This is a genomic window from Nocardiopsis sp. NPDC006198 (assembly GCF_040613895.1).
GTDB lineage: Bacteria > Actinomycetota > Actinomycetes > Streptosporangiales > Streptosporangiaceae > Nocardiopsis > Nocardiopsis tropica.
Genome location: NZ_JBEXSY010000013.1, coordinates 56,114 through 70,622, shown reverse-complemented (window position 1 = coordinate 70,622; position 14,509 = coordinate 56,114). Strand labels below are relative to the sequence as shown.

Here is a 14,509-nt window from a genome sequence, read left to right as displayed (position 1 = left end):
CGGTCACCGGTAAACATGGCCGCGAGGCGGGTCCGCGCCCGGTCGGCTCCGCAACCGCGCGGCCGCAGCGCCTCCGGCCCTCCATGTTTGTTCTCGCGCCGACGGGTTAGTGGCGGTGCGGCCGGGAGGCGCGGGTACGCGGACGAGGGGAGTGCGACCGTGGTGGGATCCGTGGGCGGGAGGACCGGCGGGCAGCCCTCCGGGGGCGCCCGTCGGCGGACTCCGCGTGCGGAGGGGGGACCCGGTTCCGGCCGGAGCCGGCACAGCGCTCCCCCGTCCGGGCGGCCGCCGGTGAACGGGCTCCCGTTCCCGCCCGGGCGGAAGGAGGCGGACGGGCACGGCCCCGTGCTGCTGGCGCTGAGGGCGCTCGGCCTGGGCGACTTCGCCACCGCAGTGCCCGCGCTCCGCGCGCTGGAGAGGTCCGCCCCCTCCTGGCGCCGCGTCCTGGCCGGCCCCCCGTGGTACCGCGACCTGCTCGCCCTGGCCGGGCTCTCCTGGGAGGTCCTGCCCACGGAGCCTCTGGCCGTGCCCGGGTGGGGCTCCGCGTCGCCGCCGGACCTGGCGGTGAACCTGCACGGGCGCGGCCCCGAGAGCACGGCCGCCCTGGCCGCCCTCTCACCGCGCGTGATGTGGGCCTTCGGGCACCGAACGGCGGTCGACCGGGAAGGCCCCGACTGGCCGCCCGGCGTCCACGACGCGGAGGTCTGGTGCCGTCTCCTGCGGGAGCACGGGACGGCCGCCGACCCCACCGACCTGCGGTGGCCCCGGCCCGTGCGGACGACGCGCCTGCCGGACACGGTGATCGTGCACCCGGGGGCGGCGGCGCCGTCCCGCCGCTGGCCCGTGGAACGCTTCGCGCGGGTCGCCCGGCGCCTGGCCGGCTCCGGGCTGCGGGTACTGGTGACGGGTTCGCGGCAGGAGCTCTCCCGGGCGGAGGCGGTGGCGGTGGAGGCGGGGCTCGGCCCCGGATCGGTCCTGGCCGGCCGCACCGGTCTCGTCGAGCTGGCGCGGCTGGTCGCCGGCGCCGGACTGCTCGTGTGCGGGGACACGGGCGTCGGACACCTGGCGACCGCCTACTCGACCCCGTCGGTCCGCCTCTTCGGCCCGGTCTCCCCGGAACTGTGGGGGCCGCTCGTCGACCGGGACTCCCACCGCTGCCTGTGGGCGGGACGCCGCGGGGACCCCCACTCCGAGCACCTCGACCCGGGCCTGGAGTCCATCGGGGTGGAGGAGGTCCTGGCCGCCTGTGCCGCCGCGCTCGACGCCCCCGCGCCGTCCCCGGTGTACGGGGAGGGACCGGGCGGGTAGCGCCCGGCGCCGTTCCCCCGGCCCGCGTCAGGGCGCGGGGTAGGGGTTCTCGTGCAGGCTCCGTGCCAGGTGGGCCGCGTTGCGGGCCAGGGTGGCCGTCGTGGAGGCGACCGCCTCCGGGGTCTGCTCCAGGTCCTTGTAGTCCTTGGGGTTCATGGCCTCGTTGTTCCAGTAGGTGCCGCCCTGGGCCGGAATGGTGAAACCCGTGTCCCCCAGGGCCTGGAACAGGTCCGCGGTGATCTTGTGCGCGCCGTCCTCGTTGCCGACGACCGCCGTCACGGCGACCTTGCCGAACATGGACGGCCGCCCCTGCTCGTCGGTCTCGCTCAGTTCGGCGTCGAGCCGCTCCAGGACCCGCTGGGCGACGCTGGACATGTGGCCGACCCACGTCGGCGTCGACATCACGAGTATGTCCGCGGCCAGGATGCGCCGCCGGATGTCCGGCCAGGCGTCGCCCGGGCCCATGTCGGTCTCCACGCCGGGGCGGACGTCGTGGTCCACGACCCTGACGAGGTCGCCGGCGACACCGTGGTCGGCCAGGGCGTCGAGGACCTGCCGCGCCATCAGTTCGCTGCTCGACGGGGCGGGCGACGGTTTGAGGCTGCACACGAGAGCCAATGCGTTCATGGGGACCATGCTGGGCGAGTCCCGGTGCCGGCACACGCAGGCGCGCGGGCCGGGTCTGCCCCGGGGCCGGATCGCCCCCGCGGGGCTCAGCGCTCCGGCTCGGCGGTCCTGCGCGGATCGTCCGCCAGGACGAGGGCCGCCAGTCTCCGCACCTGCTCCGCCACGGGGCGGTCACGGTCGACGAACAGCGTGTACCGGTAGGCGTCCGTCCGCTCGCCCGCCGCCCCGGCCCGGTGGAACCCGACGTCCACGCCCTCGGGTTCCCGGAGCTCCTCCGGCAGACCTGGCTCCTCGCGCCGCGGTGAGACATCCGTGAGGACGCAGCCCCAGCGCTCGAACCAGCGGCTCTCCGCGAGGGTCCGCCCGAGGAGCCGGGCGGCGGTGTCCACCGGTTCCTCCCAGCTGCGGTCGGCGGCGGCCCGTGCGAGTTCGGCCTCGTACCGGGCGGCGTCGAAGCGGAGGTCCGCCGGCACTGCGGAGCTGTTGCCCGTGTTCTCCCACGAGTCCCAGACCACCCGGCCCCCCTCGCGGCGCATGGTGGCGTACAGGGCGCCGCAGCAGCCGGCCGTGCAGGTCGGCTCGGTGATCATGGTCCTGCGGGGTTCCTCCGTGACCGCCAGCGGCCATCCGGCGGCCGGCCCGGTCCAGAACCGGCAGCTGCGCGCCCTGCCTTCCGGGTGGACCTCCGCCAGGACGTCGACGCCGTCGACGAGGGGCCGCACCTCGGCCCAGGGGTCCGCCGCCCAGTCGTCCGGGATCCTGTGGCGCAGGGTCAGGGTGCTGACCGCCGGCTGATCGCTCATCGCCCCATGATCGGCTCCCTCCGCGCGGCGGTCCACTCGTTTTTCGGTCCCGGGGGATCCGCGCCGCAGGAGCGGATCCCCCGGGACCGGGGCTGCGCCGCCCTCCGTCAGCGCCCCCCGGACAGGGCCGTGTCGACCGCCCGCGCCACCTGCTCGGCGGCCTTCTCCGGGCGGTAGGAGGAGTCGTAGAGTTCGTGGGCGCGGTCGGCCATGGCGCGGGCGGCGGAACGGTCGGAGAGCAGCCGCACGCACTCGTCGGCGATCGCCTCCGTGGTGTCGGCGATCCCGCAGTGCTCGCCGGCCCGGACCTCCAGCCCCTCTGCCCCCACGGTGGTGGAGACCACCGGCACCCGGTGGGCGAAGGCCTCCAGGATCTTGATGCGCGTGCCCCCGGCCACGCGCAGGGGCGCGACCACCAGGTCCGCCCGGCGGAGGTGGGGCGTCATGCTGGGAACGGTGCCCGTGACCTCGACCCCCGGGGACCGGCCGAGTGCGTCGATGCGCGGCGAGGACTGGCCGGCGAGCAGCACGCGCAGGTCCGGGAACTCCTCCCGGACCAGGGGCGCGATCCCCTTCACCAGCCATGCGGCCGCGTCGGCGTTGGGGGCGTAGGACAGGACCCCCTGGAAGAGGAGGGTGGGCCTTCCCGGCCCCTTCTTCTCCGCCGCTTCCGCCCCGCCGTCCCCGGCGGGAGGCGTGTACGTGTTGGGGACCACCAGCGAGTTCGGGAAGCCGGAGCGCAGGAGGTCGCCCTGTCCCGAGTAGATGAGCACGTCCGCCCCCTGCGCGGCCTGGCGGTGGATACGCCGCCAGCGCGCGATGACCCGGTGCATGTCCAGTCTGCGGACCGGGGTGAGCTCCATGCCCCGGTCCGCCTTGCCGATGGAGAGCCAGCGGGCCAGCAGCACGTCCCTCAGGTCGTCCACGTCGATGACGGAGGGCGCGGAGACCAGGCCGCGGGTCATCAACCAGACGTGTTCGCGCATGTACCAGACGAGGTCGTACCGGGTACCCGCCAACCAGTCGGGAGCCTTCTCCAGGACGGCCTTGCGCGTCTTACCGATCTGCGCGGCGAGGGTGCCCCTGAGGAGTTCGGTGACCCGTCGCGCCGGTGACCTGGCCTGGTCCAACGGGGAGAACTCCTGCGGCACGGTGAGCACCCGGTCGAAGACGGAGTCCGCGGGCGGCTCCTCGTGCTTCCCGTCGAGCGGCAGCACCAGCAGGTCCACGGTGCCGAGCCCGGCGAGGGCGCCGGCGATCACCTTGGTCCGCATGGCCCCGCCGAACGGGTCCCAGGGCCTGATCCCGCTCACCAACAGAATCCGCAACGCCATCCGCCCTCCGCTCCTCCTTCGGCCACCGCCCATCCTCCACCCGTCCGGGCACGGCCCGTCGGCAGCGGGGGCACGCCGGCCGGCGCGGGCGGCCGACCGGGGGCGGACCCCCGTCCCGCGACGACCACGGGGAACACGGCACCCGTCCCGGTCCCTCGCGTCCGCCACCGGCCCGGCCCCTGGCCGGACGCCCCGCCCCTGGCCGGATGTGGCCAGGGTTTCCTTCTGTTCACCCTGGGATGGAAGCGCTCCCACGTCAAGCGGGTCCGGTCGACCGGAACGGACTCCGACGGCGGTCCTCCACCGGGGACGGACCCCGGACACACGGTGATCTGTGGCCTACGATCTGGAGCCGTCGGCCGGAAAGAGGCCTGCCGCGCGCCCCGCAGACCCCACGGGCAGGAGCACGCCGTCTCCTCCAGCTCCCCACATCCGTCGACCCGACGACGCGGGCCCCGAGGCCGCAGACCCGGGCCCCGTCCGCGCCACCCCCGTCTGGAGCCGCCCATGAGCAGTGGGAACCGAGAGCACGCACCCCCCTCCCGCACGTCCTCCCCGGCCGGGACCCGCGACCGGCGTCCGGGCGTGGAACGCTGGTGGGACGAGGCCGTCCTGGCCCGCGTCCGCATCATCCGGGCGATCCCCTCGACCGGCCCGGCACTGGCCTCGGCACTGCTCCTGGTCAACGTGGTCCTGGGCGTGCTGCCCGTCGCGTTCGTCGTGGCCACCTCGGTCGTGATCGGCCAGGTGCCCGCGGCGGTGGCGGCGGGGGTGGGGTCACAGGCCTGGTCCGCGCTCGTGCGGGCCTTCCTGGCCGCCGCCGCGCTCTTCGCCCTCCAGACCCTCCTCACCCCCGTGCAGCACATGCTGGGCGAGCTCATGACCCGGCGGATGGACGGCCTCCTGCAGCAGCGCCTCATCCGGGCGTCGCTGCGCAGCACCGGCATCGGCCCGCTGGAGGACCCGGCCGTGCTCGACTCCCTGGACGAGGTGAACCGCTGGTTCGAGGCCCGTGCGCACACCCCGGGCGGCGCCTGCGCCGGAATGCTGGCGCTCGTGGCCCGCTACGTGCGCCTCGCCGCCCTGACCGCCCTCCTGGGGGCCGTGGCCTCCTGGGCGATGGCGGTGGCGCTCCTGGTGGCGGTACTCGTCTTCCGGACGGGGCAGCGCGGCGGCCTGCGGGTGCTGTCCCGTGTGTACGACACCGGGGTGGGCGCGGTGCTGCGCCGCGCGAACCACCTGCGCGGGGTGGCCATGGGCTCCCGCGACGCCAAGGAGCTGCGGCTGTTCGGGCTCACAGCCTGGTTCACCGACCGCTACGTCGACGAGCACACGAGGGCGCACGACCGCGTGTCCCGGGCCAGGCGCCGGGTGTTCCTCGTCCCGTACCTCGGCTACACCGCCCTGGGGCTGCTCGCGGTCTGCTCCGTCCTGGCCCTGCTCGCCTCCGACGCCGCGCAGGGGGCCGTCTCGCTCACCGGGCTGGCGCTGGCGCTGCAGGCGACCGCCGCGATGGTGATGTGCGGCGCCAACTACCCGGAGGCCGACCTCCAGACCTCCCTGGGCATGCGGGCCTGGCAGTCCCTGGACACCCTGGAGGAGCGCATGTCGCGGGCCGAGGGGCAAGCGGCGCCCCCGGAGGCCGCGGGCGCCGTGGAGGAGCCCGTCACCGGCCCCGCGCCGGTGTCGGTGGAGCTGAGGTCCGTGCGCTTCTCCTACCCGAACGCGGGAGGGCCGGTCCTCGACGGCCTGGACCTGTCCCTGGCCCCCGGCCGCTGCACCGCCGTCGTCGGCGTCAACGGGGCCGGCAAGACCACGCTGGTCAAGCTGCTCACCCGGCTCCACGAACCCGACGCGGGCGACATCGTGGTGGACGGGCGCGACGTCCGCCGGACACCGGTCGAGATCTGGAGACGGCAGGTGAGCGTCGTGTTCCAGGACTTCGTGCGCTACGAGTTCTCCGCCGCGGACAACATCGCCTGCGGGGCGGTCCACCTCCCCGTCGACCGGGAGGGGGTGCGCGACGCCGCGCGGCGCGCGGGCGTCCTCGACACCCTGGAAGCACTGCCGCACGGCATCGACACCGTGCTCTCCCGCAAGCACGAGGGCGGGGCGGAGCTCTCCGGCGGGCAGTGGCAGCGCGTCGCCATCGCCCGGTCCCTCTACGCCCTCGACGCCGGCGCGAGGCTGCTGGTCCTGGACGAGCCGACGTCGGCCCTGGACGTGCGCGCGGAGGCGGCCTTCTTCGACTCCTTCATCGAACTGACCGCGGGGGTCACCTCGGTCCTGATCAGCCACCGGTTCTCCAGTGTCCGCAGGGCGGACGGGATCGTCGTGGTGGAGGGCGGGCGCGTGGTCGAACAGGGCACGCACGAGGAGCTCATGGCTTTGGGGAACCGCTACGCGCACATGTTCCGGCTCCAGGCCGAGCGCTTCGACCCCGCCGGCCGCGGCGAGGGAAGGAGCGTGGCGCGATGAGGGACACCTTGTGGGCCGTGTGGGAGCTCACCCGGCTGTCGTGGTCGGCCGACCGGGCGCGGTTGCTGGGAGCGGCGGCGCTGATGCTCGCCGCCGCGGTGGCCCAGCCGCTCACGGCTCTCGCCCTGGGGGTGCTCACCGACGCCGCCGTGGCCGGGGAGGCTGCCCGGGCCGGGTGGACGGGCGCCCTGGCGGGCCTGCTGATGATCGTCGCGTTCGTCGGCGCCCACTTCGCCCACGTCCTGTACATGGAACTGGGCGACAAGGCCTTCCTGCGGCTGGACAGGGAGCTGATCGGCCTGTCGAACGGCTCCGAGGGACTGGAGCACCACGAACGGCCGGAGTACGCCGACCGGATCACGGTCCTGCGCCAGGAACTGAGCAGGGTCTCCACCAGCGGGATGACCGCGCTGATGTCGGGCCTGAGCCTCATGTGCGGCCTGGTGATCACCGTCGTGCTCCTGGTCGATCTCAGCCCCTGGCTCCTGCTGCTCCCCCTGGCGGCCGTGCCGCCCCTGCTGACCGGCCGGTACGCCGAGTCGCTGATGGGGGAACGTCGGCGCCGGGCCGCTCCGCACACCAGGGGCGCGCAACACGTGCTGGAGCTGACCGGGGACACCGCGACGGCCAAGGAACTCCGCGTCCTGGGCATGCGCGACTTCGTCCAGGACAGGCACGCCGAGCACTGGCGGGCCGCCACCCGGCTGCTGTGGGGCGGGGAGACCAGGGCCGTCCTCGTGCGTATCGCCGGCCAGCTGGTCTTCGCCTCGGCCTACCTCGCCGGCACGCTGCTGGTCGTACGGGAGGCCGTCGCCGCCGAGCGCACCGTGGGCGACGTCGTCCTGGCCGTCGTGCTCGCGGCCCAGGTCAGCCAACAGGTGTCCGGGGTGGTCGCGCTCCTCCAGGAGCTGCAGCGGCTCTCCCGGACGCTGGCGGACCTGCGCTGGGTCAGAGCCCTGATCGGACGCCGGGAGCACCGGGGCGGGCAGCCACCGGCCGAGGTGCCCGCCCGGCTGTCCGGCGGCATCCGCTTCCGGGGGGTCTCCTTCCGGTACCCGGACCGGGAGAAAGCGGTCCTGGACGGCGTGGACCTGTGGATACCCGCCGGGTCCGTGGTGGCCGTCGTCGGGGAGAACGGCGCCGGGAAGTCCACCCTGGTCAAGCTGCTGAGCCGGTTCTACCTCCCCACCGCGGGGACGATCGAGATCGACGGCACCGACCTGCGCCGCCTGCCGGTGGAGCGGTGGCGCGCGAGGATCACGGCGGGATTCCAGGACTTCTCGCGCTTCGAGCTGACCGCAGGGGAGACCGTCGGCGTCGGGGACCTGCCGCGCCTGGCGGACGCGGACGCGGTGGACGCCGCCCTGCGGCGGGCCGGGGCCGGGGCGGTGGTCCGTGACCTGCCCTCCGGAGCGGCCACACCCCTGGGGCACAGCCTGCCCGGAGGGGTGCAGCTGTCGGGCGGGCAGTGGCAGAAGCTCGCGCTGGGCCGGACGATGATGCGGGAGGGACCGCTGCTGCTGATGCTCGACGAACCGACCGCGGCCCTGGACGCCCGGGCGGAGCACCAGCTCTTCGAGGGCTACGCGCGGGCCGCGAGGGCCGAGGGGCTGCGGAACGGCGCCGTCACCCTCCTGGTCAGCCACCGCTTCTCGACCGTGCGCACGGCCGACCTGATCCTCGTGCTGGCGGACGGGCGGATCGCGGAGTCCGGGAGCCACGACGACCTGATGGGGAGGAGGGGGCTGTACTCGGAGCTGTACCGGCTGCAGGCCGAGCAGTACCGCCAGGGCCCGCCGCCCGGGGCGCCGGGGCCGGGCGGGCTCCGGCAGCCGGAGCGATGACCGCGTCCTCCCCGCGCCGGTGTCCCCGCCCTACCGGGTGTACCGCGCGGCTGCGGACGACCGCGGGATCCCACGACCACACCGTCATCCCCGGGTCCGGGGATGCCCTTCCTTCCACCCATCGGGGGCACTGATGTCCGGCGTCCACCTCTCCTGCGCGATCATGGCGCACCCGAAACGCTCCGCGGCGGCCCACCGCCTGGCGGCCTCCCTCCCCGGGCTCTCCCCCCGGGTCGTCCTCGACCCGGAACCGGACGGCCCGCCGGCGACCCTGCGGACGGCACGTGCCGCCTGGGCGGCGGCACCGCCGGGGTCCACCCACCACCTGGTGCTCCAGGACGACGCCGTACCGGTGGCCGGTATGGCGGACGTCCTGGCCGGGGTCCTGTCCGCCCACCCGGACCTTCCCGTCGCCCTGTTCTGCGAATGGGGGTCGGGGACGGGGTCGATGGCGCGGTGGGCGTCGATGGGCGGGTTCGGCCTCGCCGAGTGCGTCGACGCCTTCGTGCCCACCGTCGGCCTGGCCCTGCCCGCGGCGACGGCCTCCGCCCTGGTCAGGGCGATCGACTCCCACGATCCGGCCGAACACGACGACGAGGTGGTCGCCCGGTTCCTGGAGGAGCGGGGCCGGAGCGCGTTCGTCACGGTGCCCAACCTGGTCCAGCACGACGGCGACACGAGCCTGGTGGGCAACGACCACGCGATGGGCGCCCGGCGGTCCGCCCTGCTCGCGCGCCCCGGGGAGGCCGTGGCCGGGGACGTCCTTCACGCGCCCGGGCTGGTGCCGTTCGTGAGCTGGCGCCGTGCCCGCGCCGCGGCGATCCGCTGGGACACCGCGGCGCACCGCTACGAGAGCCACGTGGCCCTGATGCGGGAGGAACTGCGACAGGCGGGGGTCGAGCACGCGGACCTGTGCGGGGCGCTGGACCGGTGGGCGGCCTCCCCCACGGGCCGCACCCTGGAGGGGGCGCTGGGCTACGGCCTGCTCCACGAGCTGTGGACGGTGGCCGCGGCCCTCGCCGTGTTCGCGCCGTTCCCCCTCGGGACTCCGGCGTCCCCTCCGTCCCCGGACCTGACGAGGGCGCTGGCCTCCCTGGGGCCGGGAGGGCTGCGCACCGTCACCCCGGACGCGGCCCAGGACCCCCGGACGGTCGAAGCCCTCGGGGAGCTGGCGGCCGCGGGCTTCGCCTTCGGGGCACGGGCGGCCGCCACCGCCGCCGGGGGCGCCGCGGCCTCCCACTCCTGAGCGCGCCGAGGCGCCCCGCTCACCGGAACGCGTCGGCCCCGACCGGCAGGGGTCTGCCGCCGCCCACGGGACCGGCGCGCCCCCCGGCCGTCGAACCGGTCCTCTCCGGCGGCACGGCCTCCACCTGCGGGCCCGCACCAGGTATCGCCCGGCCCGCGCCCTCCCGGGCGTCGGAGCCGAGCCCGGGACACGCGAGGAAGGAGGGACGGGAACGTTTAGGCGTCGGGAAGTCGGCTAGGGCCCTGTGCGAGGCCGGTAATCGTGAGAGGAGCTGACCATGGCGGACAGTATCGCCGAAGTGATGAGCGAGACCGTTCACACGGTCGCACCGGAAACGACCCTGCGCGAGGCCGCCAGGATCATGCGTGACGAGGACGTGGGCGATGTCGTGGTGACCGACTCCGGGAGGATCCGCGGGGTGCTCACCGACCGGGACATCGTGGTGCGCTGCGTGGCCGACGAGGGGGACCCGGACAGGGTCACGGTCGGCCAGGTCTGCAGCGCCGAGGTCGTGACCGTTCCGCGCCAGAGCAGCCTCCGGGACGCCGTCCACGCCATGCGCACGTCCAGCGTGCGCCGCCTGCCCGTCGTCGACGGGCCCGAGGTCGTGGGCATCGTGACCATGGGCGACCTGGCGCGGGTGGTCGACGAGGACTCCGCGCTGGCGGACGTGAGCGCGGCCCCGCCCAACCGCTGACCGGACCATCACAGGAGAGAAGCCCCGCCCGGGTTGGGGAGCCCGGGCGGGGCTCGTCCGTGTCCGGCGGCGCGTCGGGGGCCTCCCGTGCCGTCGGCGGCAGGCGGCCCCGGGGTGCGCGGCGACCGGGAGCCGCGGGCGGAGCGGCCGTACCGCCCGGAGCGGTTCGGGGCTCCGGACCCCAGGTATGACAGGATCACCGCGTCCCACCCCGCTGCCGCGTGCGCCACGGACACCGCCGTCCTCCGCGTGCCCGGTCCGGCCGCTCCCCGCGGTCCGCGGAACACACCCGGGACGCACCGACCCGAGAACCCGGAGACGGCATGACCCTCGACCCCTACCTCGCCGGCAGGCTGCACCACCTCGAAGGCCTCGGCGACCGCGCCATGGCGCGCTCGGACCCCGAGGCGGCACGGTGTTTCGCCGAGTACCACCGCGACCCCGCCGAGTGGCGGATGCCCGACGTCTCGGTCGAGGACCGGACCGTCCCGGGCCCCCACGGGGAGGTCCCCGTACGGATCTACCGGCCGCGGGAGCAGAGCGGCCGCGCGCTGCTGTGGCTGCACGGCGGCGGGTTCATGGCCGGGGACCTGGACATGCCGGAGGCGCACACCGTCGGTTCGGAGCTGGCCGCCCGCGCACAGGCCCTGGTCGTCTCCGTCGGCTACCGCCTCGCCGTGGACGGCGTCCGCTATCCGGTCCCCGTCGACGACGCGTACGCGGCGTGGACGTGGCTCGCCGGAACGGGCTGGGCGGAGGCCGGCGCCGTCGCCCTCGGAGGGGCGAGCGCGGGTTCCGCGCTGGCCCTGTCCACGGCGCTGCGGCTGCGCGACCGGGGCCTCCCCCTCCCCCGCTCGGTGCTGCTGGCCTACCCCTTCGTCCACTTCCCGACCCCGGCGCTGGACGCGGACGGCGCGGCCCGGATGGAGGTCCTGCCGCCGGTCCTGCGGTTCACCCCCGAGTCGATCGAGGCCATGGTGCGCAACTACGTGGGCCGCGTGGGCGGGCTCCCGGCCGACGCGATGCCCGGGGCCGCGGACCTGACCGGCCTTCCGGCGACCAGCATCGTGCTGTCCGAGTACGACGACCTGCGGCCCTCCGGAGAACTGCTCGCCAGGCAGCTGGAGGAGTCGGGGGTTCCCCACAGGACCTACCTCGCGGCGGGGATGCCGCACGGACACCTCAACCGCGGCCCCTCCCTCGGCGAGGTAGACCGCTCGCTCGCCTTCTTCGCCGACGCCCTCACGGACTGACCCCGTGCCGCGGGGCCCGTCCGGGGGCGGGCCCCGCGCGCGTCAGTCCCCGGGGACCGACGCACGAAGGGCCGCCACGATCCAGGGCCAGGGCACCGGGCCCTCCTCCCCGCCGGGCGGGCCCCCGTTGATCACCGCCACCAGGCCCATGTACCTGCCGTGCGTGCTGTCGAACCAGGGGTCCTCCAGCGGCTCCTCCTCTTCCAGCCTGACCATTTCGACCAGGTACGACGCCAGGTTGTCCCGGTACCCGGCGGTGGACCGGGCGCCGCCGAGCGCGGCGGCGGCGTCGGCCAGGCGGACGACCGCCTCCTGGGCGCGTGGGGACTCCGCGGGCTCCCCGGAACGGTGAAGGGCGAGGATGTCCTCCATGATCGGTACCCCCGTCTCGTACATGAACTCCTGCACCGGTGAGGCGGCGAAGAGCTTCCCCGGCTCGGTCGTGTAGGTGACCTGGAGGTAGTCGTGGACCGCTGCGCGGAACTCCTGGTCCCGGACCAGGTCGGCCAGCTCGATCCAGGCCTCGAGCTGGGCGGCGGTGGGGTCCTCCGGCAGCTGGGGCCGCAGCTGCCGCAACCGCTCGACGAACGCGGGGGGCACGTCGAGGCCGGCGCCGACCTCGTTCCAGAAGTCGTCGACGAGCCGTTCGCGCTCCTCGTCGGTCATCGAGACGAGTTTGTGCAGGAGCGCCGCCTGGGCGGCGGTTCCCTCCTGCCGGACCAGGGTCCTCAGAACGGCGCGCTTCGCGCGCAGGCCGCGCTCCTGGCGTTCGACGATCCCCAGGTGGGCGGTGAGGAGGTCGTGCAGGGTCCTCTCTCCGTCGAGCACCTGGCGGATGTCCTCCAGGCCGGCGTCCAGCTCGCGCAGGGTCCGCACGAGCTCCAGCCGGGCGATGGCGTGGACGTCGTAGAGCCGGTAGCCGGCCCCGGTCAGGCGTGTGGGGGGAATGACCCCGGCGTCGGAGTAGAACCGGACGGCGCTGACGCTCAGGCCGGATCGGCGCGCGGCGTCCCCGATCGGGTACAGGTCGTTGTCGTGCATACCGCCACTATCGGGTCTCGAGCGGCTTGAGACTCAACCGCCGTGGAGCACGGGACCGCCGTGCTGTCGGAGCCTCCCCGGGGCGGGGGCGGGGTGGCTCCGGGCGGACCTGTCGGCGGACCTGGACGGCCGGCCCACCGCCGCCACCGCCTCCCTCCCGCTCGGCCCGGCTGCCCTGCCCTCGACCGCGGCTTCGGGACCACCGGCCCGAGCAGGCGCGGTGCGGGCCCGGCCACCGTCACTCACCGCCGCCGTCACCGCCGTCCCCGCCGGTGCTGCCGCCGTCACCGAAGAGGGAGAGCGCGAACCCGACGCCGCCCGCGCCCATCGCGTAGGGGGCGAGCCAGGAGGCCGCCTCGAACGACGCGAGGAGGAACAGGACGGGGAACATGCCGATGAACAGGACGAGCCCGGCCCTGGCCACGCGGTTCCGGACCACGCGGTTCCGGACACGGCCACCGCCACCGCGTTCCCGGTCGCCGTTCCCGCCGTCCTCGGCACCCTCGGCACCGTCGTCGCTGCCGTCGCTGCCGTCGCTGCCGTCAACGGCAGCGGCGGCGACGGACGTGCTGCCGTCATCCGCTGCCCCCTTCCGCCGCGTGCGGATGAACAGGACCAGACCCGCGGTCGCCGCCGCCAGTGCGGTGAGCGGGAGCAGTGCGGACAGGTCGCCGCCCGCCACCCTTCCCACCAGCGGGTAACCGATGCCGCCCGCGATGCCCAGAGCCAGGAAGACGAGACAGCCTCTCATGGGACCTCCGAAGTAGGGGCCACCACGGTAGGCGTTCGCGGGACCGCCGCGGAGGGAGATGGCCCCATCCGGCCACGGGTCCGAGCGGTCGAACCCGGTGGCCGACCCTTCCGGCCGGAGCCGATGCCTACGGGGAGGCCCGTCGGCGGCCACGGGGCCGCCCGCACGGCCGACGGCCGCCCCACCGGTGCGGTGGGACGGCCGTGCGGGTGCGCCTCCGGACGGGGTGCGCGGGAGGCCGGGATCAGCCGGCGGTGACGGGGATGACGCTGCCGGCGTACTCCTCCTCGATGAACGCCGCGGTCTCCTGCGAGGTCAGCAGCTCCACGAGGGTGGCCACGCGGGGGTCGTCGGCGTTGTCGGCGCGGGCGGCGAGGACGTTCACGTACGGGTTGCCCTCGACCTGCTCCAGGAGGATGCTGTCCTCCTCGAAGTCCAGGCCCGCCTCCTGGGCGTAGTTGTTGTTGACGATCGCGGCGTCCACGTCGTCCAGCGAGCGGGGCAGCTGAGCGGCCTCGACCTCGCGGAACTCCAGGTCCTTCGGGTTCTCCTCGATGTCGGAGAGCGAGAAGGTGGCCTCGTCGACGCCCTCGGCCAGGGTGATCAGGCCGCCCTCCTCCAGCAGCAGGAGCGCCCGGAACTCGTTGGTCGGGTCGTTGGGCAGTGCGACCTCGGCGCCGTCCTGCAGGTCCTCGACCGCGTCGACCTTGTTGGAGTACAGGCCCAGCGGGGGCAGGTAGATCTCCTGGACGGAGACGAGGTCGGTGCCGTTGCCCTCGTTGAACTCGTCGAGGAAGGGGGCGTGCTGGTAGAGGTTGGCGTCCAGCTGCCCCTCGTCGAGGGCGGCGTTGGGGGCGATGTAGTCGGAGAACTCGACGATCTCCAGGTCCAGCCCGGCCCCGGCCGCCAGTTCCGCGTCGACGAACTCCAGGATGTCCCCGGCGGGGACCGCCGTCGCGCCGACCACGAGGGTGTCCTCGCCGGAGGCGGCTTCGGAGGCGTTCTCGGACGGGGCGCCACAGGCGGCCACCGCCAGGAGTACTGCGGTGGCGGGGACGGCGATGGCGGTGCGGCGCATGAAGGGGATCCTCACGGGTGCGGTGCGGTGGAGGGAACGGGACGGACCC

At 74.9% G+C, this 14,509-nt stretch carries 12 protein-coding genes; 6 read left to right on the top strand and 6 right to left on the bottom strand.

What is annotated here, in order from left to right; translation table 11 throughout:
* Positions 1-291: 291 nt before the first annotated feature.
* Positions 292-1,308, top strand: a complete 1,017-nt coding sequence (locus ABZ234_RS11795; RefSeq protein ID WP_355011964.1) for a glycosyltransferase family 9 protein — start codon at positions 292-294, stop codon at positions 1,306-1,308.
* 27 nt (positions 1,309-1,335) lie between these two features.
* On the opposite strand, the gene ABZ234_RS11790 is transcribed toward ABZ234_RS11795, so the two are convergent.
* From ABZ234_RS11790 to ABZ234_RS11780, 3 genes are all read right to left on the bottom strand, one after another.
* Positions 1,336-1,935 carry an NAD(P)H-dependent oxidoreductase gene (locus ABZ234_RS11790; protein ID WP_355011963.1) on the bottom strand — a complete coding sequence of 200 codons (600 nt, stop codon included), beginning with the start codon at positions 1,933-1,935 and terminating at the stop codon, positions 1,336-1,338.
* A gap of 86 nt (positions 1,936-2,021) precedes the next feature.
* Complete coding sequence (locus tag ABZ234_RS11785; RefSeq protein WP_355011962.1) at positions 2,022-2,738, bottom strand: hypothetical protein; 717 nt, start codon at positions 2,736-2,738, stop codon at positions 2,022-2,024.
* A 107-nt stretch (positions 2,739-2,845) separates the two neighbouring features.
* Entirely contained in the window at positions 2,846-4,072 is a 1,227-nt protein-coding gene (locus ABZ234_RS11780) for a glycosyltransferase family 4 protein (RefSeq protein ID WP_355011961.1), read from the bottom strand.
* Positions 4,073-4,579: 507 nt separating this feature from the next.
* Between ABZ234_RS11780 and ABZ234_RS11775 the strand changes: the two genes are divergently transcribed.
* From ABZ234_RS11775 to ABZ234_RS11755, 5 genes are all read left to right on the top strand, one after another.
* On the top strand, positions 4,580-6,550 hold the full coding sequence (locus ABZ234_RS11775; protein WP_355011960.1) for an ABC transporter ATP-binding protein: 1,971 nt from the start codon (positions 4,580-4,582) through the stop codon (positions 6,548-6,550).
* Complete coding sequence (locus ABZ234_RS11770) at positions 6,547-8,394, top strand: ABC transporter ATP-binding protein/permease (RefSeq protein ID WP_355011959.1); 1,848 nt, start codon at positions 6,547-6,549, stop codon at positions 8,392-8,394. The genes ABZ234_RS11775 and ABZ234_RS11770 overlap by 4 nt, the downstream gene beginning before the upstream one ends.
* Positions 8,395-8,527: 133 nt before the next feature.
* Complete coding sequence (locus ABZ234_RS11765; protein WP_355011958.1) at positions 8,528-9,640, top strand: hypothetical protein; 1,113 nt, start codon at positions 8,528-8,530, stop codon at positions 9,638-9,640.
* Between the two features lie 277 nt (positions 9,641-9,917).
* Positions 9,918-10,337, top strand: a complete 420-nt coding sequence (locus ABZ234_RS11760) for a CBS domain-containing protein (RefSeq protein ID WP_344183921.1) — start codon at positions 9,918-9,920, stop codon at positions 10,335-10,337.
* Between the two features lie 323 nt (positions 10,338-10,660).
* The gene (locus ABZ234_RS11755) at positions 10,661-11,590 is read left to right on the top strand and encodes an alpha/beta hydrolase fold domain-containing protein (protein WP_355011957.1); all 930 of its coding nucleotides are present in this window, start codon (positions 10,661-10,663) and stop codon (positions 11,588-11,590) included.
* A gap of 42 nt (positions 11,591-11,632) precedes the next feature.
* Here the strand turns inward: ABZ234_RS11755 and ABZ234_RS11750 are convergent, their stop codons facing one another.
* The 3 genes from ABZ234_RS11750 to ABZ234_RS11740 all read right to left on the bottom strand — a co-directional run bounded on the left by ABZ234_RS11750 (position 11,633) and on the right by ABZ234_RS11740 (position 14,460).
* Complete coding sequence (locus tag ABZ234_RS11750; protein WP_355011956.1) at positions 11,633-12,631, bottom strand: MerR family transcriptional regulator; 999 nt, start codon at positions 12,629-12,631, stop codon at positions 11,633-11,635.
* Positions 12,632-12,869: 238 nt separating this feature from the next.
* The gene (locus tag ABZ234_RS11745) at positions 12,870-13,382 is read right to left on the bottom strand and encodes a hypothetical protein (RefSeq protein ID WP_355011955.1); all 513 of its coding nucleotides are present in this window, start codon (positions 13,380-13,382) and stop codon (positions 12,870-12,872) included.
* A gap of 244 nt (positions 13,383-13,626) precedes the next feature.
* Entirely contained in the window at positions 13,627-14,460 is an 834-nt protein-coding gene (locus ABZ234_RS11740; protein ID WP_267945236.1) for a MetQ/NlpA family ABC transporter substrate-binding protein, read from the bottom strand.
* Between the last annotated feature and the right edge of the window lie 49 nt (positions 14,461-14,509).

What these genes read in the sequence shown, in the direction of transcription:
- ABZ234_RS11755 (WP_355011957.1), top strand. Translation starts at nt 10,661, where the DNA reads ATGACCCTCGACCCCTACCTCGCCGGCAGGCTGCACCACCTCGAAGGC.
- ABZ234_RS11740 (WP_267945236.1), bottom strand. Translation starts at nt 14,460, where the DNA reads ATGCGCCGCACCGCCATCGCCGTCCCCGCCACCGCAGTACTCCTGGCG.
- ABZ234_RS11765 (WP_355011958.1), top strand. Translation starts at nt 8,528, where the DNA reads ATGTCCGGCGTCCACCTCTCCTGCGCGATCATGGCGCACCCGAAACGC.
- ABZ234_RS11760 (WP_344183921.1), top strand. Translation starts at nt 9,918, where the DNA reads ATGGCGGACAGTATCGCCGAAGTGATGAGCGAGACCGTTCACACGGTC.
- ABZ234_RS11745 (WP_355011955.1), bottom strand. Translation starts at nt 13,382, where the DNA reads ATGAGAGGCTGTCTCGTCTTCCTGGCTCTGGGCATCGCGGGCGGCATC.
- ABZ234_RS11775 (WP_355011960.1), top strand. Translation starts at nt 4,580, where the DNA reads ATGAGCAGTGGGAACCGAGAGCACGCACCCCCCTCCCGCACGTCCTCC.
- ABZ234_RS11750 (WP_355011956.1), bottom strand. Translation starts at nt 12,631, where the DNA reads ATGCACGACAACGACCTGTACCCGATCGGGGACGCCGCGCGCCGATCC.
- ABZ234_RS11780 (WP_355011961.1), bottom strand. Translation starts at nt 4,072, where the DNA reads ATGGCGTTGCGGATTCTGTTGGTGAGCGGGATCAGGCCCTGGGACCCG.
- ABZ234_RS11785 (WP_355011962.1), bottom strand. Translation starts at nt 2,738, where the DNA reads ATGAGCGATCAGCCGGCGGTCAGCACCCTGACCCTGCGCCACAGGATC.
- ABZ234_RS11790 (WP_355011963.1), bottom strand. Translation starts at nt 1,935, where the DNA reads ATGAACGCATTGGCTCTCGTGTGCAGCCTCAAACCGTCGCCCGCCCCG.
- ABZ234_RS11770 (WP_355011959.1), top strand. Translation starts at nt 6,547, where the DNA reads ATGAGGGACACCTTGTGGGCCGTGTGGGAGCTCACCCGGCTGTCGTGG.